Source organism: Streptomyces sp. NBC_00376 (assembly GCF_036077095.1).
Taxonomy (GTDB): domain Bacteria; phylum Actinomycetota; class Actinomycetes; order Streptomycetales; family Streptomycetaceae; genus Streptomyces.
In genome coordinates this window covers 5041586-5065590 of the sequence record NZ_CP107960.1, presented here as the reverse complement: position 1 = coordinate 5065590, position 24005 = coordinate 5041586, and the positions used below count along the sequence as shown (strand labels likewise).

Genomic DNA, 24005 nt, shown 5'->3' with positions numbered 1-24005 from the left:
GCCACGCCGCACCACTTCCCCCAGCCGCCCATGCGGCGACACCCGGCACCCCGGGAGGCCCCGGAATCCTCAGTGCGGTGCGGACACGGCATGCGGGCATACGGGAACACCCCGTGCATGCTGAACAAACGGATCTTGCTGGTCGCCCAGAACGGTACGCCCACCCCCAACTCCCCCCACAAACACCCCCCTTGTAAGCCCCTCCTCCACGCCCATGCCCCCACCGCCCCCTCCGCCGCCCCCACCACGGGACAGCCGGCCGCCCGGCCGGGGCCCGATGGGGGGCGACCTCTGCAAGCCCCATCCGCTAGGCTGTCAGCGCCGCCTTCGTAGGATGTGTCGAAAACCCCCGAGGCCCAGGTCAGCGCCTTAACGCGGACGCCTCCAAAACGGCCCACCCCGGATTTCAAAACGCCCCCAGCTTGTACGCACGCACCCCAGCGCTGGGGTGCCCGCTGCGGGGACCGGCCCGAAGGCATCAGTACAGGACCTCGTCGTGCCGTGCACCAATCGATAGCACCTCGCGCTGCGCTGGCCGTCGTGTGCGCTGCGTGGGATGCGCCCTTCGGCACGATGGGCCCTGTCCTCGATGCACCAAGTAGTGCGGGACGCCGGTCTCGGCGCCCTTGCGGAGCTTCACTATGCGGTCCCGGTAGGCGGATCCCGCGTCGATCAGCTCGGTGGGTCGGGGCGCCGCAGGGAGACGGTCCAAGTCCTTCGCGAATCAGCCTTCCGCGGGCAACCCCTAGTAGTGCTTGGTCATGTGCGGTCTGCGATGGCGTGTCTTCTTGATGGGTCGTGTCGTTGACAGGACGTGCTGAGTGGGGAGTTGGCTGCGGTCCGGTGTGATCTGGAGGACTTCGCGGCGGAGATGTTCGAGCCGTTCGCGCGAGCGGATCAGCGTCGGTGGGGTGGGGTCTATCTGCGGGGCCTGCTGCTGGACGGCGGGCGCAAGTCGGTGGAACCGATGGCCGCCCGCCTGGGCGAAGACGGGAACCGGCAGGCGCTGGCCCACTTCATCACCTCCAGCCCGTGGGATGCGGCGCATGTGCGGGCCCGTCTGGCCTGGCGTATACAGCCGGTCGTCAAGCCCACCGCGTTGATCATCGATGACACCGGGTTCCTCAAGGACGGGGATGCGTCGGCGTGTGTGACCCGGCAGTACACCGGCACTGCGGGCAAGGTCACCAACTGCCAGGCCGGGGTGTCGCTGCACCTGGCTTCCAACGGCGCCTCGGCGGCGGTGAACTGGCGTCTGTTCCTGCCCGGGAGCTGGGATCCCGCCTCGCCGAAGGCCGATCAGGCCAAAGTGGCCCGCCGTGGCAAGTGCGCCATCCCTGCCCAGGTGGGCCATGTCGAGAAGTGGCAGCTGGCCCTCGACATGATCGACGAGACGCGGTCCTGGGGCATCGAGGTGCCCCAGGTCATCGCCGACGGCGGCTATGGTGACACCGCCGCCTTCCGGCTCGGCCTGGAAGAACGCGGTCTCGATTACGTGGTGGGCATCTCGACCTCGACCACCGCACAGCCCGAGGACGCACAGCCGTCTGCCCCGGCCTGCACAGGCCGGGGCAGACGGCCGGTTCCTGCCTACCCCGAGCCGGCCCGGAGGGTGAAGAGCCTGGTCATCGCGGCCGGAAAGTCTTCCGCGCGGCCGGTGCAGTGGAGGGAGGAATCACGGCCGGGCAGTGGCCGCAGCGGGCACAAACGCATGTACTCGCGCTTCGTGGCCCTGCGGATCCGGCCCGCCGGACGCGAGATCCGCAAGGCCACGGCCACCACCGAGCTTCCGGTCCGCTGGTTGCTGGCCGAATGGCCCGCCGACCAGGACGAGCCCGTGCAGTTCTGGCTCTCCAACCTGCCCGCAACCACCCCGTTGCCCGTCCTCGTGCGCACCGCGAAGCTCCGCTGGCGCATCGAGAACGACTACCGCGAGATGAAACAGGCCCTGGGCCTGGCCCACTTCGAAGGCCGAACCTGGCCAGGCTGGCACCACCACGTCACCCTCGTCTCGGTCGCCCACGCCTTCTGCACCCTGCAGCGACTGAGCCGATCCCCAAAAGAGACGGCGTCGGCCTGAGCCTCTACCGAGTCGTCCACGAGCTGCAGATACTCCTCGCGATCTGGACCGGCGCCTGCCCCACCTGTCACCGCAACATGCCAGACCCCGCACCAACATGACCAAGCACTACTAGCGATTGCGGCCGTCACGAGGGTGGCAGTGCCGGTAATCCACACTCGGCGCATGGATGGCGAGCGGAGCCAGGAGTGATGAGGGCACTCCGACGCAGGCCCAAGGGGTCGACTCCGTCGGGAGTCGACCCCTTGGGCCTTCAGTGGGGAGGCCCTACTCCGACAGATTTTCCCATCGGCGGGACAGCGCTTCGGCTCGGCGGACTGAGTCCAGGGCCAGGTCGTTTCGGAGGACCAGGCGCAGGCCGCTGTAGATCGGCTTCCACTCGTGGAGCAGCTCGGCGATCGGGGTGGACCATTCCGGGAGGTCGCACTCCGTGGCACTCTCCGCCAACGACATCGCCGACTCCAGATAGGCGAACGCCGTCACGCGGTTCGCCCGGTCCGAGGCGAGGGCCACGTCGAAATGCTTCTTCCCGCGCTGGTGGAATTCCTGCCACCGGTTGTCGCGCTGGCCAGCGAAGAAATTGCCCTTGTTGATCAGGATGGTGCCGCAGGTGGTCCGGGTGAACGCGTCGTCCAGCAGGTTAACGGCCCGTTCGGCGAACGACTCGGCGCGCGACCAGTCGTTCTGGTGTTTTGCGTGGATCGCCCGCTGCTCCCAGTAGCGGGCGTTCCAGCTGCCGAACTGGGGAAGCAGGTCGTCGTAGAACCTCTCCACGTCATCGTTCGGGAAGATACTGGTCAACAGTTTCTGGGTCATCGCGTAACGGACGAACATCGCCGCCCTGCAACGAACGCACGGACTACGACGGCCACGGCACCACCATGGCCGTCCTCATCGCCGGCACCGGAGCCAAAGGCACCACCACGGGCTCCTACGGCCTAGCCCCGGGCGCGAAGATCCTGCCGATCCGCATCCCGGACTTCATCGAGCACAGCCGTAGTGACGGTAACCCGGACGACTACCCCACCTACATGGCCAAGGCCATCCGGTACGCGGCGGACTCGGACGCCCAGGTCATCAACATCTCGCAGGGCAGCACCGAGCACTCGCGGGAGCTGGCCGAGTCCGTCGCCTACGCGCTGTCCAAGGGCAAGCTGATCTTCGCGGGAGTGGGCAACACCGGCGATGCTCTCAACGAACTGGAATATCCGGCAGCGACTCCTGGCGTGGTGGGCGTCGGGGCAATCGACAGAAACGTCAAGACGACGAAGGAATCTCAGCACGGCCCCCAAGTCGACCTGGTCGCGCCGGGCGAGGACATGTTCGCTGCCTGTCTCGGCGCCACGAAACTGTGCAAGACGCACGGCACCAGCGACGCCACCGCCCTCGCCTCCGCCTCCGCAGCGCTGATCTGGTCCAAGCATCCCGACTGGACGAACAACCAGGTACTCAGGGTCATGCTCAACACGGCAAGCAAGCCCAAGAGCAGCAAGGAGCGCACGGACTACCTCGGTTACGGCGCCGTACGCCCCCGCATTGCTCTGCAGAACCCTGGCGATCCGGGCCCCGCCGACGAGTACCCCCTCCCGGACCTCACAGCCGCAGCGTCGCAGTCGCCATCTCCCGACGCCTTCAGATCCAACGGCACCGATGCGCCGGCAAAGGATGACCACTCCGCCACGGCGGCCTCCGCGCCCAAGGACGACGACAGCATCCTCTGGATCACTCTGGGTATCGGGACGGTGGTACTCCTCGGAGCGGCGATCACGGTTTCCGTAGCCATCCGCAAGCGTCGGGCCCCTGCAGCGTCATTCCAGGCGGCCACGATCTACCCGAGCCAATTCCCTTACACAGATACAGGGTTCACGCATGCTCCGGATTCGGCCCCGAGCGCACCGGGCAGCGTCGACCCTTCCGGCCGAGGCCCCGGTTCCGCATGAGTACAGATACTCAGGCGCGATGGTTACCGGTGCAGATGGGGCACGTGATGAACGGACGCTACGGTACTTCTCGATCACCAAAACGTTGCTGTCGCACGTTCATATCCGCTCGTCGGTGTACGACGAGGCACGGGGAGGGGGCCACGCATGGCGTGGGATGAGTGGGAGCAGCTCAAGACCGCGGCGGTCGAGCGGCACACCACGCAGATGCAGCTCAACCAACTGCCCGCCGACCCCGGAGGTTCCGCCTCCGGTGGCAGCGGCGGCGGTGCCGGCAAGCTGAGGTCCGACAAGGCGGCGTAGACCAAGGCAGGGGAAGGCGTTGGCTCGTTGCGGGGGGACCTTGACAAGGCGTGGGTGAAGGCGGAGTTGGGCCAGACGGGACTCGGGAAGGAGTCCGGGTGCCTGACCTCGGCAGCCCAGCAGGATGTCTACGATTCCTGGAGGCGCTACGTCAAGGATGTCGGCGAGGTATGCGACGGGCTTGCCAACGTGCTGGAGAAGTCGGGAAATGACCAGCTACGGACCGACGAGGCCATCAAGGCCGAGATCGCCAAGCTGAAGACCGAGTACTACGAGGATCCGCCCGCCGGCGGCCAGGCCAAGGGGCGGTGACCCGGAAGCATGGACCACCTGACGCTCAAGGCCCTCAAACCGACCGAGTACGTGGAAGCGGCGGACGGGTACCGCGCGATCAGCGCCATGGCCGACTCGGCCAAGGACCGCATCGACAACCAGATCACCGCGGCCATGCGGAAGGCCAACGCGGGTGAGGCCGCGGAAGCGGCGCTCAAGCAGTTGCGGAAGCTGTCGGAGAACTTCCACTACACCCAGGTCGAGTGCAGTCTGATCACCGGAGCTCTCGACGGCTTCTCGTCCGAAATCACCGCTCCGAAGCGGCGCCTGACTGAGGCACTTGACGATGCGGCCACGCTGGCATACTCCGTGAACGAAGACGGCACCGTCACGTATCCCGCCGGCGGTAAGAGCGAGCTCACCGGTGAGCCGATCGCTGGCGGCACAGTCCTGGGCAACACCTACCTGATCACGGGCAACAACGCAAATTTCCAATCGCCGGGACTGCTACCGAGCGACACTCGGCTCAAGAACCCGAACCCACACCACGCCAAAGCCGTGGACATCGCCGACCGCATCGCCCACGCCGTACGGGAAGCCCAGGAGATCGACGATCGGTACAGCAAGGCGCTGCGCAAGCTCAAGGCGGCGCCGGGGCTGAACGTCGACACCAAGACGTGGGCAAATGTGGCAGCCGATGTCGACGCTGTCAGCTCGGCCGCCGGCAAATACCTTCAGGATCAGATCCCGTTGGACAAGTCGCCGGCCGACCGCAAGGAGTGGTGGGACAGCCTCAGCAACGAGGAGCGCGAGGAGTACAGGACGGCCTTCCCGGAAGTCATCGGCAACTTGGACGGCATCCCGTCAGCGGTCCGGGACGAGGTGAACCGGGAGAACATCCACCTTCTCATCGCACAGTTGGAGGGCCGGCACGACGAGGCATCCATAGAAAAGCTCGGCGGACTGAAAGGTATCCAGAACAAGCTCAACTCGGGAAGTCAGCCGCCGATGTTCCTCCTGGGGATCGGTCTCGAAGGAAACGGGAGGGCGATCGTCGCCTTCGGAAACCCTGACACCTCAAAGAACGTCTCGGCTTATGTGCCTGGCTTGGGCACTAAATTCAACGCCGAATTTGCCGACGGCACAGTGAAACGCGCATTCGAAACAGCAACGGGCGCCCAGGATATCGACCCCTCCTCATCCGCAATCGTATGGCTCGGCTACGATGCCCCTCAATCGATCGATGTGATGACTACGGTCGACGCCGAGCACGGTGCTCCCGCGTACAACAGTTTCATGAGTGGAATTTCGGCAACCAATGAGAACGCCGATTCCCATATCACTGCCATTGGACATTCCTATGGTTCTCGACTCGTGGGGGCCGCCACGCAGGAGCCAGGAGGGATTCCGGGGGCTGATGACATCATCCTCGTCGGAAGTCCCGGCGTTGGTGTCGACAGGGCGGACGACCTGGGTGTGGGCAAGGAGCACGTCTGGGTGGGAGCGGCTGAGAACGACATCGTCACCAAACTCCCTTCGAAAATGGAAGCTGCGGCAGGAACCATGGGATTCTTCGGAGGAGGGCCGCCTCTCGCGTACCTCATGGGAGAAATTGCCGACCAGGGTGACGACGACATCTGGTTCGGCAAGGATCCGGCAAGCAAGGCGTTCGGCGCCAACAGATTCGAGACCTTGCCCGGACCGGAGGTGGTTCAGCCTTCCTTCCCCAACGTGCTGGACTCGAAGTTGGATATCGAAGCCCATAGCAATTACTTCTCTCCAGAAGAAGGGAAGGACAGGGTCTCTGCGCGAAACATCGCTGCCATTGTCGCAGGACAGCCGGGATACGTCACGAGGGAGACGCCGCGATGAGGAAAAGGGTTGCAGCGGCCGCCGTACTGGCTCTGCTTCTTTCCGGATGCGGCGCGACAGGTACCGCGTCCTCAACCAAGGAAAGCCAGTCGAAGATGAACATGCAAGAGGCGGCCGAGAGAGCGGACACGATCCTGGACGAGACGTTTGCGTCCATCAAGCCTCCCGTTCACTGGACACATAGGTACTCCATGTCGGGTGACTGCTATGTGGACCGCGAGCGTTCCGTCATGACGATCATCTCTGCTGAACGGCGTGGCGGCTTCCTCGGCGTGCTGGAACGCCACTGGAAAAGCAAGGGCTACAAGCTCGTCGCCACGAGTCCGAACGGGATGGCGGCCAACTTCGAGACCCAGGACGGCTTCCAGGTCGAAGTCCTGATCGGGACCACTGGCCAGGCCCACGTGAGCGTCACCACCCCGTGTGCAGAGAAGTCTGAGGTTGCTCCGCCGACCAGCAAGCCGAACGGCCCGGACTACTCGAAGCAGGAGTTGCCGGCGCCGAACGTGAAGTCGACGTTCTGGTCGAGCGACGCGCCCCTCTCGAGCTGACGCGGCGGATCTCAAGTTCCTCAGCCCACGACCGCGCGTGCTCCGGCCGGTGTCGGATCCGCTTGCCCTCGGCCAGGTCCTGCTCCAACTTGCCGGTCTGGGCGTACCAGTCCTGCTTCAGACGTTGTTCGACCTGAGTGTGGGTGCGGTCGATGACCGGGAGGAGGCGTTCACGAGCCGAAGTGAGGGGGTCTGCCGCACGATCGGGTGACATCTGATCTGGCTTGCCCTGTGGGGCGGGTGGGAAGGATGTCGCTGTGCCCAAGCCTTATCCGCAAGAGTTCCGCGAGGATGTCGTACGGGTCGCGAGGAACCGCGGCCCGGGCGTGACGATCGAGCAGGTGGCCGCCGACTTCGGAGTCCACGCGATGACGCTGTGGAAGTGGATGCGCCGGGCGGACATCGACGACGGCACAAAGCCCGGAACGACCAGTCAGGAGAGCACGGAGCTACGGGAAGCGCGTCGACGGATCAAGCTGCTGGAGCAGGAGAACGAGGTCCTGCGCCGGGCCGCGGCCTACCTGTCCCAGGCGAACCTGCCGGGAAAAGGATCTACCAGCTCGTGAAAGAGCTGGCCACGGACGGAATCTCCGTCACGGTCACGTGCCGGGTCCTCAAGCTCGCCCGCCAGCCCTACTACCGCTGGCTCGAACGGCCGGTGACCGATGCCGAGTTCGAGCAGGCCGCTCGCGCGAACGCGTTGTTCGACGCCCACCGCGAGGACCCGGAGTTCGGCTACCGCTTCCTGGCCGACGAAGCCCGCAGCGTGGGAGCCGGCATGGCCGACCGGACCGCGTGGCGGATCTGCCGGGACAACAGCTGGTGGAGCGTGTTCGGCAAGAAGCGCGGCAGGATCAAGAAAGCTGGCCCGCCGGTGCACGACGACCTCGCCCGCCGGGACTTCACCGCCGACGCACCGAACCGGCTGTGGCTCACCGACATCACCGAACACGTCACGGGAGAAGGGAAGCTGTATCTCTGTGCGGTCAAGGACGTCTTCAGCAAGCGGATCGTGGGCTACTCCATCGACTCGCGGATGAAGTCCCGTCTGGCCGTCGCGGCCCTGGACAACGCTGTTGCCCGACGTGAGAACGTCGCCGGCTGTGTTCTGCACAGCGATCGCGGGTCGCAGTTTCGGTCCCGGAAGTTCGTCCAAGCGCTCGGCCGGCACCAGATCGCCGGCTCGATAGGGAGGGTCGGGGCGGCAGGCGACAACGCGGCCATGGAGTCCTTCTTCAGCCTGCTGCAGAAGAATGTCCTCGACCGACGGAAGTGGGCCAACCGCCAGGAACTACGGATCGCGATCGTGACCTGGATCGAGCGGACCTACCACCGACGCCGCAGACAAGCCTCACTCGGTCGGCTGACCCCCGTCGAATACGAAACCGTCATGACCACACCGGCCCTCCTGGCCGCGTGACCAAACCTGTCACCCAACCCTGCATCAGACCCTCTCAAGCCCGCCTGGGAACATGTACGAGACGTCAGCCGCGATCTGTGGATCCAGCAGGCCCTCGACCACGGAATGATGCAAGAGCCAGCCACGCGGGTGAGCCGCATCCACCCCGAGCGCCACCACGTAGTGCACGGCGATGCCACCGTCGCGGAGCCTCCCTCCTCCCATACCGAACACGAAACCGTTGACGAGAAGACCGGAGAGATCCGCAGGCACCGTGTCGACCCGGACGCGGGGCTCACCACCGAAGGCGGCGACAAGCTGGTCTACGGCAACAAACTGCTCTCCATCGCCGTCCGCCTCGCGAACACGCCGCATAGCCGCGTGATCCTGGCTCTGGAGTCCATCCGTCACAAGTCAGAGGAAGAAGACCCGGAACGTGGGGCCGAGGGCCACGCCTTCGTCGAGATGATCAAGCATCTGCTCAAGCACGCTCCCGGTCTGCGGGCCGTCACCTACGACAAGGCCCTCCGAGGTGTCCACCGGGCCCCGCTTATCGCCGAAGGCCTCCTCGTCTTCACCCCCCAGTACTCGGGGCTCCCGCCCCAATCCCTGGAGCGCTACCAGGACGGGCCCTGCACCCACAACCTATACGTCACCGAGGCCCGGGTCTGCGAACGCCGCATCACCGTCGACGGACAGACCCACTACACCCCGCTCCCCGTCGAGGAACTCGAATACCGAAAGGGCAAGCGGACCCGCTTCTACCACCACATCACCATCCCCTGCAGCACCAAACAGCACAAAGTACGGATTCGGGTCGACGAGACCGAGGACGACCGCCAGGTTGACCCCACCACACGAAAGAAGCGCTTCAACCGCACCGAACACCTCCGGCAGGTTCCGCCCGACACACCCGCCGGCCGCCGCCTCAAGGGATTCCGCCAGGACAGCGAATCGGCGCACTCCCGATTCGACCAGAGCTATCCCCTCGAAAGGGTCCCCGCGTACGGAGCCAAAGCAGCTCTCCTCATCTACATCGGCTACGCCTGGCTGAACAACTCCATCACCCGCGCCAGAAACGACCTGCCCCTCGGCGCCTGAAACCGCAGATCCCCGGCCCCAACCCTCTGCACCTCGCCCACTGGCAGCACCCCAGCTCGCCCGCCACAGGCGCGCGCGGTCATGGACCCGAGGTACCGACCTCACCCCACCCGCTACACTGTCGGCGGTGGCCCAGCCTTCACGGGCCAGGCCACCGCAACCCTGTCGGCAAACCGACCTGAAGCCCCTCGCCCACCCGGGCCGGGTTTTGGACACGTTTTCCTACAGATCCCCGCCTTCGTAGCTCAGGGGATAGAGCACCGCTCTCCTAAAGCGGGTGTCGCAGGTTCGAATCCTGCCGGGGGCACCAGGCAGAAGGCCCCGGACCGATCATGGTCCGGGGCCTTTGGCGTCGGTCGTACGGCGCTCCTCGCGGGCAGGTCCGGAGCCCGCCCGCCTTGCCGAACGGGGCGCGGCCCCCCGATCATGCTCGGCCCGGGACCGGCCAGGCCCTTTCCGGCGGCTCGATTCAATACAAGCCCACAGCGCCCGTTTCCAGTTCGGCCAACGCGGTGAAAGCTGCGGCCACCTCGATCGCTCACCGTCTCCCACCGAGGGCGCGTGCTGAAATTGGGGCGACCTGCCCATCGGAGTGCATAGCCAATGGTCTGGGCTGCGCAATTTCTGCCCATGTCCGCTGCTGCTTGTACGCCGCGGTAATCGGAAAAGAGATGGTGGAGATTTCCGCAATTAAGCTTTCCCGGCGCACGCGCACCGCATCGATTTCCCTGGTAGCACTTGCGATCGCGGGTGCCCCGCTGGCCACTCAGGCCCAGGCGCTGGCCCTGCCGCTGGGCGGCAACGCCCGCCAGGCACCCGGCGCTCCGGGGGTCCCGCAGGCCCCGGTCGCGGTGTTCGCCGAAGGCTTCGAGAACGCGGGCGGGACTCCGGTCTTCCTGGAGGACTACGTCGGCGCTCCACCGCTCGACGAGACGTACACCGCCGACCCCTCATGGCTCGACCACGGGCAGTGCAACGGCATCATCCTCAATCAGACCGGCGCTGTTCCGTCCGACTGTCCTGCAGTTCTGAAGGACATGGCCAATGCGCTGGGACAGGTGGGCGGAACGAATCCGCCGAGCAACCACGTGGTCGCGGCCTACACCAACTGGGTGGCGCCCGGAGCCGACCGGGTGGAGTTCCGGACCGAGCAGCCGATCCCGATCGCGAAGCCGAACCGGTACATCACCTTCGCGGTGGACGCAGCCGCCGTGAATTGCGACCAAGCGAATCCGCAGCTGAAGTTCTATCTGACCGGCAACGGGTCGGACATCCCCACCTTCACCACCCCCATCAATCCCTGCACCGATCCCAACTCGAAGTCCTATCCCGAAGGAAGCGGGCTGAAGGCCGGGACATTCGCCGGCAACAGAGCCGTTCTGTTCAACGAAAGCCAGTTGGGCATCAAGATGCTCAACGGGCAGGGCGAATGGTTCGGTAATGACCACGCATTCGACAACATCCGGATCCTGGATGCGACTCCGCAGCTGGACAAGGCGTTCAGTCCTGCCACGATCGATCGGCGTGGCACCTCGACACTGACCATGACGGTGACCAACACCAGTGAACTGGCGGCGAAGGACGACTTCGGCTTCACCGACCGTCTGCCCGCCGGGGTGAGGGTGGCTTCGCACCCGAACGCGTCGACGACCTGCGGCAACGGCACGGTGTCCGCGACGGCAAGGGGCACGCACATCGCTCTGAACGGCGGTGACCTGGCCGCCGGCGAGAAGTCCTGCACCGTCACGGTGAACGTCACCGCCGCCAGGCCGGGCACCTACGTCAACCGCCCCGAAGCGATCACCGCAGTCGGCCTGGACCTCCCGGCCCCCGCGCCCCTGACCGTCAACAGGAAGGCGGCAGCGGTGGGCACCGCGACGGGCTCGCCCGGTCTGCTCTCCGGCAATCTCGTGCAGGCCCCCGTGGAAATCCCGGTCAATGCCTGCGGCAACTCCGTGAACGTCACCGGAGCGCTCAACCCGGCGACGGGCAACGTCTGCGTCAACGAGTAGAGCGTTTCTCTTTGACGAGTGGGTCGGCTGACCGGATGTGTCCCTGCTCGCCCTGGCGGGATCTGCCAGGGCGAGCTCGTGTGCCGAGGCCGCGCTCCTGAAACAGCGGCGCCGGGTCGCTGAGCAGGGAAATCCGGTGGTCCCGGCTTGAAAGCACCCATAGCATCCGCCCATGACCGAAGACACCGGGATCGCGGGCAACGAGCATGGCTCAGAGGCTGAAAGGGAACTTTCCTGGCGTGCCAAGTCCGTCGGTCTCGCGGCAGTCGACATGGACGACGCCGAGCTCTTGCACGGTTGGCGGTCCGACCCGGTAATCGCCCACGAGATCGGCGTCTGGCCGCGCTCCCTCACCGCGATGCGCGAGCGCATCGAGCGCGACAGTGACGATGACGATCGCGACGACTTCCTCGTCCTGCTCCCTGACGGCACCCCTGTCGGCCATATCGCGCTGAGCGGCCAGAACATCGTCAACGGCACAGCACAGGTCGAGCTGATGCTGGCTGCTCAGTACCGCGGGCACGGCCACGGCACCGACGCCCTCGACGCCCTGGTGGACCTGGCGTTCGGCGAACTCCCGATGTACCGCCTCACGGCGGAGGCTCACACCGACAACGCCCCGGCCCTCGCCGTCCTCGCCAAATCCGGCTTCGTGCACGAAGGCATCAGCCGCGCCGCCTGTCTTCATCGCGGCCGCCGCCACGACCTCGCCGTGTTCTCACTGCTCCGTCCCGAATGGGAAGAGCTGGACCGCCCTCGCGCCTGGGACGCCTGACCGGACCGAGAGAGTGTTTGGCCATCTCCCGGCCCAGTCCGGCGGGACACACTCCGGCAGCCGTCCCAGGGCCTCTCGCGCCCGCACGTGGAGCGGCTGCTCCGTCTCCTCGATCCGGCGCGCCCATCCGGTCGTCGCCATGGGCTATGCCGCGTCACCGGCCGACTGGGCGGCCGCACGGGGCGCCTGACCGCACACGCTGGTCGCCCACGGAGTCCGCGTAGTAGACCGACTCGGCCACGTGGAAAGCGAGCTGGCGGAAGGTCCACCCCGTGCCGGGCGACCGGTCGAGCTCGTCGGGCGTCAGGGCGTCCAGGCGGGTTGCCCAGATCCTGGCCAGGCGGGTGAGCCGGCTGTGTGCCTCGTCGAGGTCGGCTCGGGTGAAGGGTGCGAGGTCGGCCGCGGTGGTGGTCGCCGAGGCGTGCCAGTGGTCGGGCTGCGTCTCCTCGCCGGCGAGCCGGGCCTCCATCTCGGCGAGGTGGTCGACCATGTGGTCGGCGACGCGGCGGATCGCCTTGTGCGGGGTGTAGAGCCGGTCGCCCGCGGGGACGGGGCGGCCGTCCCAGTCGGTCCAGGTCGCGGCGAGGGCCAGGACGTGGCCGACCATGGCCGTCAGGACCTGCGCGGGGTCACGGTCGTCCGTCGCCGGAGTCTCGTCAGGGGTGGGGGCGGTGGTGGGAGTGCTGGGGCCGCCGGAAGCGGCGAGTACGTGGTTCGTGTCCGTCATGGCTCGACGCTAGATCGGTGACCCTTCGGTACCCGCCGAACTGTTTCAGCGCAGTTCCTCCGGGCACGGCGTGCCGGGCGTCAGCTGGTAGGGGGCGGCCAGTCGGTACACACCCGGCCGCGGTGCGAGCAACTCCGTCCACTCGTCGCCGTCCGCGTCCTCCTCGGCCTTGAACAGACAGCCGTTGGTGTTGACGAAGGTCCGCGGCGTGCTCTCGTCCGTGCGCTGCTTGGACTCCTCGGTCTCCTGCGGCCGCTCCACGCTCCGGCCCTCGCTGTCGACCACGGCGAGCCAGGGCGAGTACGGAATGCGGATCAGGATCCGGCCCGGTGTCTTCACATGGATGGTCAGCTCGTCCGCGCCGGCCTCGTCCACCGTGGCCGGCGGATCGGCGAGCGGCACCGGGCTGTCCACCTCGAAGAGCCGCCAGTTGGTGTCGGACCACACCGGCTTCAGATACGGCAGCCCCTTGTCGACCAGCTGCGCCTCCTGCACCGCGCCGGTGGCGTCCGGCCTCCCCTTGGGCAGCACCACGTAGTGCACCGCCCAGCGGTCGAGCCACTGGCGGTAGTTGGCGCTGTCCAGGGTGTCGTCGTAGAAGAGCGGGTTGCGCTTCATGTCCGCCTGCCGGTTCCAGCCCCGGGCCAGGTTGACGTACGGCGCGAGCGCGGACGCCTCCCGGTGGCTGCTCGCGGGCACGACCTCGACCCTGCCCCGCTCGGCGCCGACCTCCTGGAGTTCGTTGACCAGCGGCGCCAGCTCGCGCGCCCAGGAGGCGGTGGGGGCGGTGCGGACGATGTCGTCGACGCCCTTGAAGCCGATCCAGAAGTTCAGCCCGACGAACGCGACGACCAGCGCGTACCAGCGCCGGGAGCGCGGCGTGGTGTACGGCAGCGCGGCCAGGAGCACCACTCCGGCGAACAGCATCGCCATCCGCGTGATGTTCGAGCCGATCTGCGAGTCGATCACATAGGTCAGCAGCGTCCCGACGCCGTACACGGCGGCCGCGGTGCGGACCGTCTTCCAGTCGCGCGGTACGAGGACGAAGACGAGGACCGAGAAGAGGAACGGCAGCGAGAGCGTGGCGATCGACATCGGCTGCGTACCGGAGAACGGGAACAGCCACGCGGACAGCGCCACCACCGCGACCGGGGCCAGGCCCAGCGCGTACGCGCCGGGGCGCCGCTTGTTCAGGAACAGCGCGGCGGCGACCACGCCGAGGAACAGCCCGGCCACGGGGCTGCTCGCCGTCGCGAGCGCGGCGAGCGGCGCGGCGACGGCCGCCTTCGCCCACCTCTTGTACCGCCAGCGGTACGGCCAGCAGAACACCGCGGCCGTCGCACCCACCGCGAACATCATGCCGAGCCCGAACGTCACCCGACCCGACAGCGCGTTGCACAGATACGCGAACGCCCCGGCGAGCGAGCAGGCCAGCGGGTTGCGGACGGCCCGGACCCGGACCAGGATCAGCGCGGTCAGCGCCGCCGACACGGTCCCGACGACCATCATCGTCGTACGGACGCCGAGCACCGACATCAGATACGGCGAGACGACGCTGTACGAGACGGGGTGCATGCCCCCGTACCAGGCCAGGTTGTACGCGGTCCCGGGGTGCCGGCCGACGAACTCGGCCCAGGCGTCCTGGGCCGCGATGTCGCCGCCGCTGTTCGCGAAGAAGAAGAACCAGAGCACGTGGGTGACGGCGGCGACGGCCGTCGTGATCGTCACCGGATGCCGCAGCAGCCGCTGGGTGCGGGCCCTGCGCGACGGGTCGGTGCGTGACGGGTCGGTGCGCGGTGGCCGGGAGGCGCCCGCGGCTTCCGTGTTCTCCCGGGCGGGCGCGGCCGTCGTCCGCGTGCTCCCGCCCCTGTTGTCGCTGCCCCTCGTGCCTGTGCTGTCGGCCGCCCCATGGCCGGGTCTCGGCTCCGCGGTGGTCACTACGGCTCTCCCCGTCTCCCCGAATCCGCCTGCCTCGTACCCCGTGCCCCGTGCACTCACGAGGACGCCGTCCCAGCGTCATCGAGTTGCCTCGGGACGCTAACACGTACGCAGTACAAAAGGGGGCGCCGGGGATCGGCGCCCCCTTCCGTCATCGGCCGTTATGGCCTCCGGGCCGTTCCCCGTCGGCCGGTCAGCCGATCCGGGTCAGCTTGTCGCCGAAGGCCGGTTCGGTCAGGTCGCTCTGCAGCGCGACGGCCACCTTCACCTGGCTGGTTCCCTCACCCACGGTGAGCGTGCCCACATGGGTGCCGGCCGCCGCCGAGTTCGGGATCGTCTTCCCGTCGTCGGTCAGCTCGATCCTGACCGTGAGGCCGGGCCAGCCGACCGCCGACACGTCCTTGGTCGCGACCACGGGGACACTGTTGCCGAAGCCGTCCTCGACGGTGCCGACGACGTCGCCCTTCTTCACGACCTTGGCGCCTTCCAGCAGGTCCTGCGTCGCGAGCATCACTTCCTTGCTCACCGCGTTCACGGTGTCGATGATGGCCGGCTTGTGCTGGCCCAGTACGGCGCCGACGATCAGCTGGTCGGTGTCGCCGACCATCTTGTGGGCGGCGAAGAGCAGGTTCCCGCCGGCCTTGCTGGTGGAGCCGGTCTTGATGCCGAGCGCACCGTTGTAGGGCACGAGGGTGTTGTAGTTCCGCCAGTTCTTGCCCGACGGGTCGGTCCACGACGGCAGCTTGGTGATCTCCATCAGGGCCGGGATCTCAACCAGCTTCTGCCCCAGCTTCACCTGGTCCTCGGCCGAGCTCACCGTGGTCGCGTTGAGTCCGGACGGGTCGGTGTACGTGGTGTTCTTCATGCCGAGCGACTTGGCGGTCTCGTTCATCTTCTTGACGAACGCTTCCTCGGACCCCGCGTCCCAGCGCGCCAGCAGCCGCGCGATGTTGTTCGCGGACGGGATCATTATGGCCGAGAGGGCCTCCTGCTCGGTGAGCTTGTCACCGGCCGTCACGGTGTTGAGGGTCGACTCGCCCTCGGCGTCCAGCTTGCCGTCGGACTCCGCCTTGGCGTCGATCTCGATGGACGGACCCTTCTCGCCCTTCTTCAGCGGGTGGTCCTTGAGCACGATGTACGCGGTCATCGCCTTGGCCACGCTGCCGATCGGCACGGCCTTCTGCTCGCCGAACGAATCCACCGGGCCCAGACCGGTCGCGGCCATGTAGCCCTGGCCCTCGTCGGGCCACGGCAGGGTCGGCTTGCTGCCCTTGAAGGTGTACGTGTCCTTCGCCGACATCTGGAGCTCGGGCTCCGGGAGCGGGCGCACCATCTGCACGATCGCAAAGGCGATCAGCAGGAGCAGCACCAGCGGGGTCCAGATCTTGACCCTGCGGACTGCGGTGCGGACCGGTGTCTCCGGCGGCGGAGGCGTGTTCGTCAGCTCGGCCAGCAGGTCGAGCGGCGGCTTCGGCGGCATCGGCTGCTGCGTGGTCCGCTCGGCGGTGGACAGCGAGGCGGGAGCCGGTGCGGCGGAGGCGGCAGGCGTCTCCGGCTTACGGGGCGCGGGCGTCGCGGCCGGCGCCGGCCGTACGTCGTCCCCGCGCAGGGGCACGAACTTGCTGGTCCGCTCGGCGGCGGACTCGGGCTTCGGCTCGATCGGGGGGATCTTCAGCGCGGTCGTCGGCTGGTCGACGTGGGGCGCGGTGGGCGCCCTGAAGATGGCGGTCGGCTGATCGATTCCGCCCTTGTCGTCGGCGCCCTTTTCACCTTCGGCGCCGTCGGCCTCGGCCTCGGGGCCCTCGGCGTCGGCCTTCTTCTCCTCGACGGAGGAAGCCTTGTCGTCCGCGTCGGACGTCTCCTCCGCGTCCTCGGCGTCATCCGAGGCCTCGGCGGCGTTCGACGCGGTCGCCGCGTCGGGAGTTACGTCCTCCGCGTCCGAAGTCACGTCCTCCGCATCCGCGTCGTCCGCAGCCCCGCCCTCCGAAACCGCGGCCTTCGCTTCGCCGTCCTCCGCGCTCTCCGCGTCCTCGTCGCCGTCCTTCGACACCCAGGCGGCAACGGCCGCACGCAGCCGCGCATCGCCCTCCCCGGAGCCCTCGGCGGCCTTCGACGCGTCGTCCCCGTCACCGGACCCGTCACCGGACTCGTCAGCGCCCTCGGCCGCATCCGGGCCCTCCGGCGCCTCAGCCACCTCAGCCTCGGCCGCATCCACGCTCTCCGGCGCATCCTCCGCTTCGGCTTCGGCCGCGTCCGCGTCCTCAGGCGCCTCAGCCGCCTCAGGCTCCTCCTCCGGACCGTCGGCGCGTTTCCCGCTCTGCTCGGCCTCGTCGGCCTCCTCGGCGCTCACAGCGCCCGCAGCGCCCTCGGAGCCCGCGTCCTCGTCCGCATTCGCGTCCGCGCTCTCCGACCGCGAACCGTCACCGGCCTCAGCAACCTCACCGGCCTCAGCGCCCTCGCCGGCCCCGGCGCCCTCGCCGTCCCCGGACGGCATCGCGCGGAAGACGGCCGTGGCCGTGTCCGACTTGGCGTCCTTGGCTTCCTTGGCGACCTCGCCGGCCCCGGCGACCGCGTCCGTACGGAAGACCGCCGTGGCCGTATCCGTCTCTCCGCTACCGGCGGCCGCGTCATCGGCGGACGGTTCGCGGAAGACGGCAAGCCGCGGATCGCTTTCGCTCCGAGCCGTACCCGACGACTTCTGCTGCTCCGACTTGTCGGGGGACTCGCCCGCCACCGATGCCTCCTCCATGCGGCACGGGGGACACCCCCGCGCTGTCCGAACCATCTACCAGTGTCCCGTGTGAACCACCGGCCCGGCTGCTAGACGAGAACGACATACCTACTGGTTCCCATATAAAGCACCCAGGCGCTCTCGACAGACCAATGTGAGAGGGGTCACCCTGTCATTCATCCACGCGGGGAGGCATGGATGGGCAGGAGCCGCAGAACAATTCCGGAGGAGCTTCTGCTGCTCGCTCTGGACCCGACCACGGGTACCACAGCGCAGCCGCAGTCGCTCGACCTCGGCCTCGCCGGGGCTCAGCTAGTGGAGCTGGCTCTGGCAGGACGGATAGCCCCTGACGGGGATCGTATCGCCGTGGTGATGCCACGGCCGACAGGAGATCCGACTCTGGACTCCGCACTGGAACTGCTGCGGCGACGCGGCAGCCCGGTTCGGGCGGTCCACTGGATTGGCGGGCCCCGGCTGGGGCTGCGTCAGATCTACCTCGCTCACCTGGAGCGGTGCGGCATGGTGCATGCCGTGGCGGGCCAGATGTGCGGAGTGCTGCCGACGACTCGCTACCAGGCGACGGACACGGCAATCAGCCGGGACATCAGAGCCAGGCTGGACAGTGCGATCCGCACCGGTGTACCGCCGGACCCGCGGACCGCGGCGCTCGCCGCGCTGGCCCACGCGGTCGGACTCGGCAAGCACCTGTATCCCGGGAACGAGGGGCGTTCATCCCGCTCCAGGCTCCGGGACCTGATCAGGCACGACCCCATGGGCGGACTCGTGGCGCATGCCGTGATGGACGTCCAGAACGGGGCGGTCGCACAGCCGCGCCGCAATCAGGCGGCCGGAGTTCCGTTGCAACCGCAAGTGCAGTCGCAGTCACGCCGCGGCAGCATGGCGCACACCGCGGCCCACTAGGCGCACCACGCCCCGGGCCGCACACACCGCACCGCACCGCCGCGCGACCGTACAGCCGCACAACCGCACGGCAAGCACAGCCGTGCAGCGAACACAGTCGTGCAGCGAGCACGTCAGCACGGCGAGCACCAACCGAATACCGCCGCACCGTCGTCCCCAAGACCCGGTTCGGGAGCCGCACCAAGCGCGGGGCAGCCGGAATACCGGCTGCCCCGCGCGCTTGCGTGTGGCCATTTCCCAGCGCGGCCGGGGCCGGGGGTGGCAATCTGCTGAGCAGTAGATACGCACAGCTACATAGCCGGAGGTGCCGTTTCCGTGCCGTCCAACGTCAATCCCACCGTCAGGCGACGCCGGTTGGGCCAGGAATTGCGCCGCCTGCGCGAACTCAAAGGCATGACGGCCGAGGAGGTGGCGGAGCGGCTGCTGGTCTCGCAGTCGAAGATCAGCCGCCTGGAGAACGGCCGCCGTTCCATCAGCCAGCGCGATGTCCGCGACCTCTGCGGGGTGTACGAGGTCGCGGATCTCCGGGTCGTCGACTCGCTCATGCAGATGGCCAAGGATTCGCGCCAGCAGGGCTGGTGGCACGCGTTCGGGGACATCCCGTACAGCGTCTACATCGGTCTGGAGACGGACGCCGAATCCCTGCGGGTGTACGAACCCCAGGTGGTCCCGGGCCTGTTGCAGACGCGGAGCTACGCCGAGGCGCTGATCAACGGAGCGCTGCCGGAGGCTCCGCCGTCCGACATCGACAAGCGCGTCAGCGTCCGGGCCCGCCGCCAGGACCGGATCACCGACCGCGAGCATCCGCTGCGGCTGTGGGCGGTCATCGACGAGTCCGCGCTGCGCCGGCTGGTCGGCAGCAAGCAGGTGATGATCGAGCAGTTGGAGCAGCTGATCGAGCTGTCCCATCTGCCGCATGTCACCGTGCAGGTACTGCCGTTCGAGATGGGCGCGCATCCCGGGATCAACGGGCAGTACGCCATTCTGGAATTCCCGGACGCCGCCGATTCCAGCGTCGTCTACATCGAAGGCGTCACCAGCGATCTCTATCTGGAGAAGGCCAACGACGTGCAGCGGTACAGCGTCATGTACGAACACCTGCGGGCGCAGGCGCTGAATGTGGAACAGACCCGGCACTTCATCACCGGGATCGTGAAGGACTACACCGGGCACAGCATCGGCTGAACGCCGGGAACCGGACGCCGGACGTCGCGCGCTGGACGCCGGACGGCCCGCAAAGTCCGGAATGAGGAAATTGAAGTGATGCCACGGGAAGGGCGGCGGCAAGGTACACCGCCGCCCGCCCCGGGCGGAAGATCTACCTGGTATATACCACTCGGTCGAGTGAACGCCCCCTTCGCGCCTGGAGCTTGGCGAGTAGCGTCGATCACGCCAACCGGAACGCTGTTGGTGTCATTAACGCGACTCTTTGAACCGGAGTGAACATGGCCATTCGTCAGGGTGCTACGGACAAGTGGACGAAGTCCTCGTATTCCGGGGGCAACGGCGCCTGCGTCGAAGTCAAGTCCCCTCTCGTGCGGGCAATTGCCGTACGTGACTCGAAGGCCCCCGAGGGCCCTTCGATCACGTTCGTCCCCGCCGCATGGAACGCATTCGTGCGTGATGTGGGCAAGGGTGCGGTCGACGCCTGACCGATGATTTCCCGTTCGCATCGCGGCGCCGGATCCGGTGCTGCCGTCAGCCCTCTCGACTGGTCCGCCGTCCTGGCCGAGGGGGCTCGGTGCTTTCCGACGGGAAATCCCGGTGAAGCCGCTCAGCGCAACCGGTCCACGTACAGATCGGTCCCCGGCACCGTCGGGATGAACGGCGCCACCAGCTCCACCCGCCCCAGGCCGGATTCCGCGACTGCCGCGTCGAGCCCGGTGAAGTGCTCGGCCCAGCACTCCCGCGGCTCCTCCTGGAGGAACCACAGCAGGGTCAGCCGGGTGTCGACGCCCTCGACCTGCTTCACATAGCTCATCCGGTCACCGGGCAGCGGCGTCGGGCGGAAGACGGTCACCATCGCCGCGGGCGAGCCGGCCAGCCGCTTCGGCAGATGCCGTGAACGCAGCCACTCCAGCAACTCGCCCCGCGCCTCGGCCCCTTCGGCGTCGATCACTTCGAGGACGAGCCCCCGGTAGGGGTGGTCCAGGGCGTGGAAGTCCCGCGGTCCCGCCGCACCGTCCCGGTAGACCGTCGCCTCGTGGTCCTGGAACGCGGTGAACACATGAGTCCGGGCCTGGTGGACCCGGCCGTCCCGGTTGAGCCTCTTGTTGATGCCGACGGTCCACTTCATGTGGTCGTCGTAGCGCCCGTCCGTCACCCAGTACGTCGACAGGTAGCAGCCGGCCGTGACGGGCCGCGCGACCGCGGACGCCTCCGGGTAGCGCAGTTCCTGGAGCTCCCGGGTGGCCACCCAGCGCCGCCCGGCGAACATCCAGGGCATCGCCATCGCGCCCGCGTAGTAGTGATCGTCCTCGTACCAGCGGTTGTACGCGTACTCATGGCCCGGGTGCGGTTCCACCATGGTGATCAGCGCGTGGCCGGGATGGACGCCGTACGGCCCCAGCGCGGCCAGTTCGGCGTAGGTGTCGCTCCGCGTCTCGTCGCTCATGCCGTTCCCCTTCCGTACTCCGCAGCGGCGTCCTACTCTGACGCCCCGTCAGGAGAACTGCCAGAGCCGGGAGGCCGCCGATGTTGCTCGCGGGGAAGACCGTCATCGTGTCCGGGGTGGGCGCCGGGCTCGGGCACCGGGTCGCGGCGGCGGTCGTACGGGACGGCGGCGACGCGGTGCTCGGGGCGCGCACCGCCGCGAATATCGCCAAGTCGGCCGCGGAGATCGACCCGGACGGCCGGCACACCGCCCAGCTGGCCACCGACATCACCGACGAGGCACAGTGCGAGGCGCTCGCCGCACTGGCCCTGGAACGGTTCGGGCGGATCGACGCGGTGGTCCATGTCGCCGCCTGGGACAGCTACTTCGGCGGGATCGAGGATGCCGACTTCGCCACCTGGCAGTCGGTGATCGACGTCAATCTGCTCGGCACGCTGCGGATGACCCGCGCCTGCCTGCCCGCCCTCAAGGAGCGCGGCGGCTCGGTGGTGATCATCGGTACGCAGTCCTCGGTGGCCGCGCCGACCCAGGTCCAGCAGGCTGCGTACGCGGCCTCGAAGGGGGCGCTCACCTCGGCCATGTACTCCATGGCGCAGGAGCTGGGCCCGCACCGGATCAGGGTGAACACGGTGCTGCCGGGCTGGATGTGGGGGCCGCCGGTGCAGGCGTACGTGCAGTTCACGGCGCACAGCGAGGGGGTGCCCGAGGCCGAGGTGCTGGGCAGGCTCACCGAACGCATGGCGCTTCCGGAGCCGGCCACCGACGGCGATGTCGCCGAGGCCGTCACGTTCCTGGCCTCGGACCGGGCGCGGGCGATCACCGGACAGTCGCTCCTGGTCAACGCGGGTGAGCTGATGCGGTAGGCCTGATGCGATGAACCTCCTCTTCTCCGCCGCACGGGACCCGCATCCCGTGCGGCGTTCCTCGTTGTCCTCTGCACAGCCTGACGAAGTGCCCGCTCATCGTGTGGCCGCCGTCACGTCGGCGACAACGACCACGTAAGTCAAGAGCGGGCAAAATCGTTCGAATTGCTGATCCGCGTTCACATCCCTGACCGTCGCAACCTTGACCGGGGCACGGGGCAGGCGGTTCAATCCCCGATGTCCCCGCTCCCGCACGGGGCCCCGCTGAACGGCCGTACTGGCGAAGTGCGCACCCCGTTCACAAGGCGGACCCCAGGAGGGGGCACATGAACAGTCTCGACTGGGTCGTGCTCATCGGCTACTTCGGCGTGATGGTCGCGATCGGGCTCTGGTCCCACAAGCGCGTGGACAACGTCAGTGACTTCTTCACTGCGGGCGGCAAGATGCCGTGGTGGCTGTCCGGCATCTCGCACCACATGTCCGGCTACAGCGCGGTGATGTTCACCGGTTACGCGGGCATCGCGTACCAGTACGGCGTCACGTCCTTCGTCACCTGGTCGCTGCCGATCGCCATCGGCATCGGCATCGGCGCCCAGCTCTTCGCTCCCCGGCTCAACCGGCTGCGCTCGCGGCTGCATGTCGCTTCGCCGCTCGAATACCTGAAGAACCGCTACAACATCCAGACGCAGCAGGCGCTCGCCTGGTCCGGGCTGCTGCTGAAGATCGTGGACGTCGGCGCGAAGTGGGCGGCCATCGCCACCCTGCTCTCCGTCTTCACCGGCATCTCCATCACCCAGGGCATCTTCATCACCGGCTGCATCACCGCCGTCTACTGCACGGTCGGCGGTCTGTGGGCGGACGCGCTCACCGAGCTGGGCCAGTTCGTCATCCAGCTCCTCGCCGGCGTCGCGATGCTCGTCACCGCCATGAGCGAGCTCGACGGCGTCAGCACCCTGTGGACGGTCTGGGACAAGCTGCCCGAGGGGCATGCGGACCCGACGGCCGGCCCGTACACCGTGACCTTCCTGCTGGCGTATCTGTTCATCAAGACCTTCGAGTACAACGGCGGCATGTGGAACCAGGCGCAGCGCTACATGGCCACGGAGTCCGCCGCGGCCGCGAAGCGTTCGGCCCGGCTCTCCGCCGTGCTGTGGCTGGTCTGGCCCACGGTCCTGTTCTTCCCGATGTGGTGCGCCCCGCTGCTGGTGCACGCGCAGAAGCCGGACGCCTCGGACAGCTACGCCCTCATGACCGAACAGCTCCTGCCGCACGGCCTGCTGGGGCTGGTCGTCGTCGGCTTCTTCTCGCACACGATGGCCATGTGCTCCTCGGACGCCAACGCCATCTCGGCGGTCTTCACCAGGGACATCGCCCCGGTCCTGGCCAAGTCCGCACGCGACTGGGGCACCCGGGCGGGCCTGCTGGCGGCCCGGCTGTCGACGCTCGGCTTCCTCGCGCTGTCGATGGCGCTCGCCACCCAGATCAACTCGCCGACGTTCAAGGACATCATCTCGGTCGTCATCAAGTGGGTCGCCGGTCTGATGGGTCCGATCGCGATCCCGTTCATGCTCGGCCTGCTGCGCGGCTTCCGCAGGTCCGGCCCGACGGCGGCGCTGACCAGCTGGGCGGCGGGACTGCTGGCGTTCTACTTCACCAACTACGACTTCGACGGTTCGGTGAAGACGGATGTCGCGCTCCAGTACCAGGTGGCCCTGCCGCTGGCCATCTCGCTGGTCCTCTACATCGTGATCGGCTTCGTCAAGCCGGAGGACACCCCCGAGCGCGATGCGGTCATCGAGCAGATCAACTCGGACGGTGACGGCGCGGCGGCCGGGACGACGGTGCCGGCTCAGGCCGGTCCGGGGGACGCGGCGGTCACGGAGGACGTGAAGGACTGACGCTCGC

17 protein-coding genes, 1 tRNA gene and 2 pseudogenes are annotated in these 24005 nt (G+C 67.7%); 15 read left to right on the top strand and 5 right to left on the bottom strand.

The genetic code is table 11. The features are described 5' to 3' along the window. Positions 1 to 814: 814 nt before the first annotated feature. On the top strand, positions 815 to 2080 hold the full coding sequence (locus OG842_RS22930; protein ID WP_443063998.1) for an IS701 family transposase: 1266 nt from the start codon (positions 815 to 817) through the stop codon (positions 2078 to 2080). A 267-nt stretch (positions 2081 to 2347) separates the two neighbouring features. On the opposite strand, the gene OG842_RS22925 is transcribed toward OG842_RS22930, so the two are convergent. Next, on the bottom strand, positions 2348 to 2896 hold the full coding sequence (locus tag OG842_RS22925) for a hypothetical protein (RefSeq protein ID WP_266733870.1): 549 nt from the start codon (positions 2894 to 2896) through the stop codon (positions 2348 to 2350). A gap of 29 nt (positions 2897 to 2925) precedes the next feature. On the opposite strand from OG842_RS22925, the pseudogene mycP reads away from it, so the two are divergent. The 9 genes and pseudogenes from mycP to OG842_RS22875 form a co-directional block, all read left to right on the top strand. Then, a pseudogene (mycP, locus tag OG842_RS22920) lies at positions 2926 to 4020 on the top strand (type VII secretion-associated serine protease mycosin); the annotation flags it as partial. Positions 4021 to 4167: 147 nt separating this feature from the next. Next, positions 4168 to 4635: pseudogene (locus OG842_RS45250) on the top strand (hypothetical protein). Positions 4636 to 4644: 9 nt separating this feature from the next. Continuing rightward, positions 4645 to 6468 carry an alpha/beta hydrolase gene (locus OG842_RS22905; RefSeq protein ID WP_266732159.1) on the top strand — a complete coding sequence of 608 codons (1824 nt, stop codon included), beginning with the start codon at positions 4645 to 4647 and terminating at the stop codon, positions 6466 to 6468. Beyond that, positions 6465 to 7019 (top strand): hypothetical protein, encoded by a 555-nt coding sequence (locus OG842_RS22900; protein ID WP_266732158.1) that lies wholly within the window; start codon positions 6465 to 6467, stop codon positions 7017 to 7019. The genes OG842_RS22905 and OG842_RS22900 overlap by 4 nt, the downstream gene beginning before the upstream one ends. A gap of 257 nt (positions 7020 to 7276) precedes the next feature. Next, a protein-coding gene (locus OG842_RS22895) for an IS3 family transposase (protein WP_266732157.1) occupies positions 7277 to 8439 on the top strand; the annotation gives its coding sequence in 2 pieces (ribosomal slippage) (positions 7277 to 7561 and positions 7564 to 8439; 1161 coding nt in all). A gap of 129 nt (positions 8440 to 8568) precedes the next feature. After that, on the top strand, positions 8569 to 9519 hold the full coding sequence (locus tag OG842_RS22890; protein WP_266732156.1) for a hypothetical protein: 951 nt from the start codon (positions 8569 to 8571) through the stop codon (positions 9517 to 9519). A gap of 234 nt (positions 9520 to 9753) precedes the next feature. Then, positions 9754 to 9829 (top strand) — tRNA-Arg (locus OG842_RS22885). A gap of 88 nt (positions 9830 to 9917) precedes the next feature. Further along, positions 9918 to 11531, top strand: coding sequence for a chaplin (locus OG842_RS22880; RefSeq protein WP_323185772.1), 1614 nt, complete (start codon positions 9918 to 9920; stop codon positions 11529 to 11531). 172 nt (positions 11532 to 11703) lie between these two features. Continuing rightward, positions 11704 to 12306: a GNAT family N-acetyltransferase gene (locus OG842_RS22875; protein ID WP_266732155.1), complete on the top strand. Its 603-nt coding sequence runs from the start codon at positions 11704 to 11706 to the stop codon at positions 12304 to 12306. Positions 12307 to 12460: 154 nt separating this feature from the next. On the opposite strand, the gene OG842_RS22870 is transcribed toward OG842_RS22875, so the two are convergent. The 3 genes from OG842_RS22870 to OG842_RS22860 all read right to left on the bottom strand — a co-directional run bounded on the left by OG842_RS22870 (position 12461) and on the right by OG842_RS22860 (position 17705). After that, a complete protein-coding gene (locus OG842_RS22870) occupies positions 12461 to 12913 on the bottom strand; it encodes a hypothetical protein (protein WP_266733760.1) in 453 nt (150 codons plus the stop codon). Between the two features lie 165 nt (positions 12914 to 13078). After that, complete coding sequence (locus OG842_RS22865) at positions 13079 to 14971, bottom strand: MFS transporter (RefSeq protein WP_266732153.1); 1893 nt, start codon at positions 14969 to 14971, stop codon at positions 13079 to 13081. 193 nt (positions 14972 to 15164) lie between these two features. Beyond that, on the bottom strand, positions 15165 to 17705 hold the full coding sequence (locus tag OG842_RS22860; RefSeq protein ID WP_266732151.1) for a D-alanyl-D-alanine carboxypeptidase: 2541 nt from the start codon (positions 17703 to 17705) through the stop codon (positions 15165 to 15167). Between the two features lie 195 nt (positions 17706 to 17900). On the opposite strand from OG842_RS22860, the gene OG842_RS22855 reads away from it, so the two are divergent. The 3 genes from OG842_RS22855 to OG842_RS22845 all read left to right on the top strand — a co-directional run bounded on the left by OG842_RS22855 (position 17901) and on the right by OG842_RS22845 (position 20275). After that, positions 17901 to 18623, top strand: a complete 723-nt coding sequence (locus OG842_RS22855; protein ID WP_148836626.1) for a GOLPH3/VPS74 family protein — start codon at positions 17901 to 17903, stop codon at positions 18621 to 18623. Positions 18624 to 18938: 315 nt separating this feature from the next. After that, positions 18939 to 19808: a helix-turn-helix domain-containing protein gene (locus OG842_RS22850; protein ID WP_266732148.1), complete on the top strand. Its 870-nt coding sequence runs from the start codon at positions 18939 to 18941 to the stop codon at positions 19806 to 19808. A gap of 260 nt (positions 19809 to 20068) precedes the next feature. After that, the gene (locus OG842_RS22845; RefSeq protein ID WP_266732146.1) at positions 20069 to 20275 is read left to right on the top strand and encodes a DUF397 domain-containing protein; all 207 of its coding nucleotides are present in this window, start codon (positions 20069 to 20071) and stop codon (positions 20273 to 20275) included. Between the two features lie 122 nt (positions 20276 to 20397). Here OG842_RS22845 and OG842_RS22840 read toward each other — a convergent pair whose 3' ends face one another. Further along, positions 20398 to 21237, bottom strand: coding sequence for a hypothetical protein (locus tag OG842_RS22840; protein WP_266732145.1), 840 nt, complete (start codon positions 21235 to 21237; stop codon positions 20398 to 20400). Positions 21238 to 21317: 80 nt separating this feature from the next. Here OG842_RS22840 and OG842_RS22835 point away from each other — a divergent pair, with 80 nt between their 5' ends. Together OG842_RS22835 and OG842_RS22830 are read left to right on the top strand one after the other, a co-directional pair. After that, positions 21318 to 22100, top strand: a complete 783-nt coding sequence (locus OG842_RS22835) for an SDR family oxidoreductase (protein WP_266732144.1) — start codon at positions 21318 to 21320, stop codon at positions 22098 to 22100. Between the two features lie 326 nt (positions 22101 to 22426). Continuing rightward, positions 22427 to 23998 carry a sodium:solute symporter family protein gene (locus OG842_RS22830; protein ID WP_266732143.1) on the top strand — a complete coding sequence of 524 codons (1572 nt, stop codon included), beginning with the start codon at positions 22427 to 22429 and terminating at the stop codon, positions 23996 to 23998. The last annotated feature ends 7 nt before the right edge of the window (positions 23999 to 24005 follow it).

Coding starts and splice junctions, on each gene's coding strand:
- OG842_RS22925 (WP_266733870.1), bottom strand. CDS start 2,896: ATGACCCAGAAACTGTTGACCAGTATCTTCCCGAACGATGACGTGGAG.
- OG842_RS22905 (WP_266732159.1), top strand. CDS start 4,645: ATGGACCACCTGACGCTCAAGGCCCTCAAACCGACCGAGTACGTGGAA.
- OG842_RS22900 (WP_266732158.1), top strand. CDS start 6,465: ATGAGGAAAAGGGTTGCAGCGGCCGCCGTACTGGCTCTGCTTCTTTCC.
- OG842_RS22875 (WP_266732155.1), top strand. CDS start 11,704: ATGACCGAAGACACCGGGATCGCGGGCAACGAGCATGGCTCAGAGGCT.
- OG842_RS22870 (WP_266733760.1), bottom strand. CDS start 12,913: ATGGTCGGCCACGTCCTGGCCCTCGCCGCGACCTGGACCGACTGGGAC.
- OG842_RS22855 (WP_148836626.1), top strand. CDS start 17,901: ATGGGCAGGAGCCGCAGAACAATTCCGGAGGAGCTTCTGCTGCTCGCT.
- OG842_RS22845 (WP_266732146.1), top strand. CDS start 20,069: ATGGCCATTCGTCAGGGTGCTACGGACAAGTGGACGAAGTCCTCGTAT.
- OG842_RS22840 (WP_266732145.1), bottom strand. CDS start 21,237: ATGAGCGACGAGACGCGGAGCGACACCTACGCCGAACTGGCCGCGCTG.
- OG842_RS22835 (WP_266732144.1), top strand. CDS start 21,318: ATGTTGCTCGCGGGGAAGACCGTCATCGTGTCCGGGGTGGGCGCCGGG.
- OG842_RS22830 (WP_266732143.1), top strand. CDS start 22,427: ATGAACAGTCTCGACTGGGTCGTGCTCATCGGCTACTTCGGCGTGATG.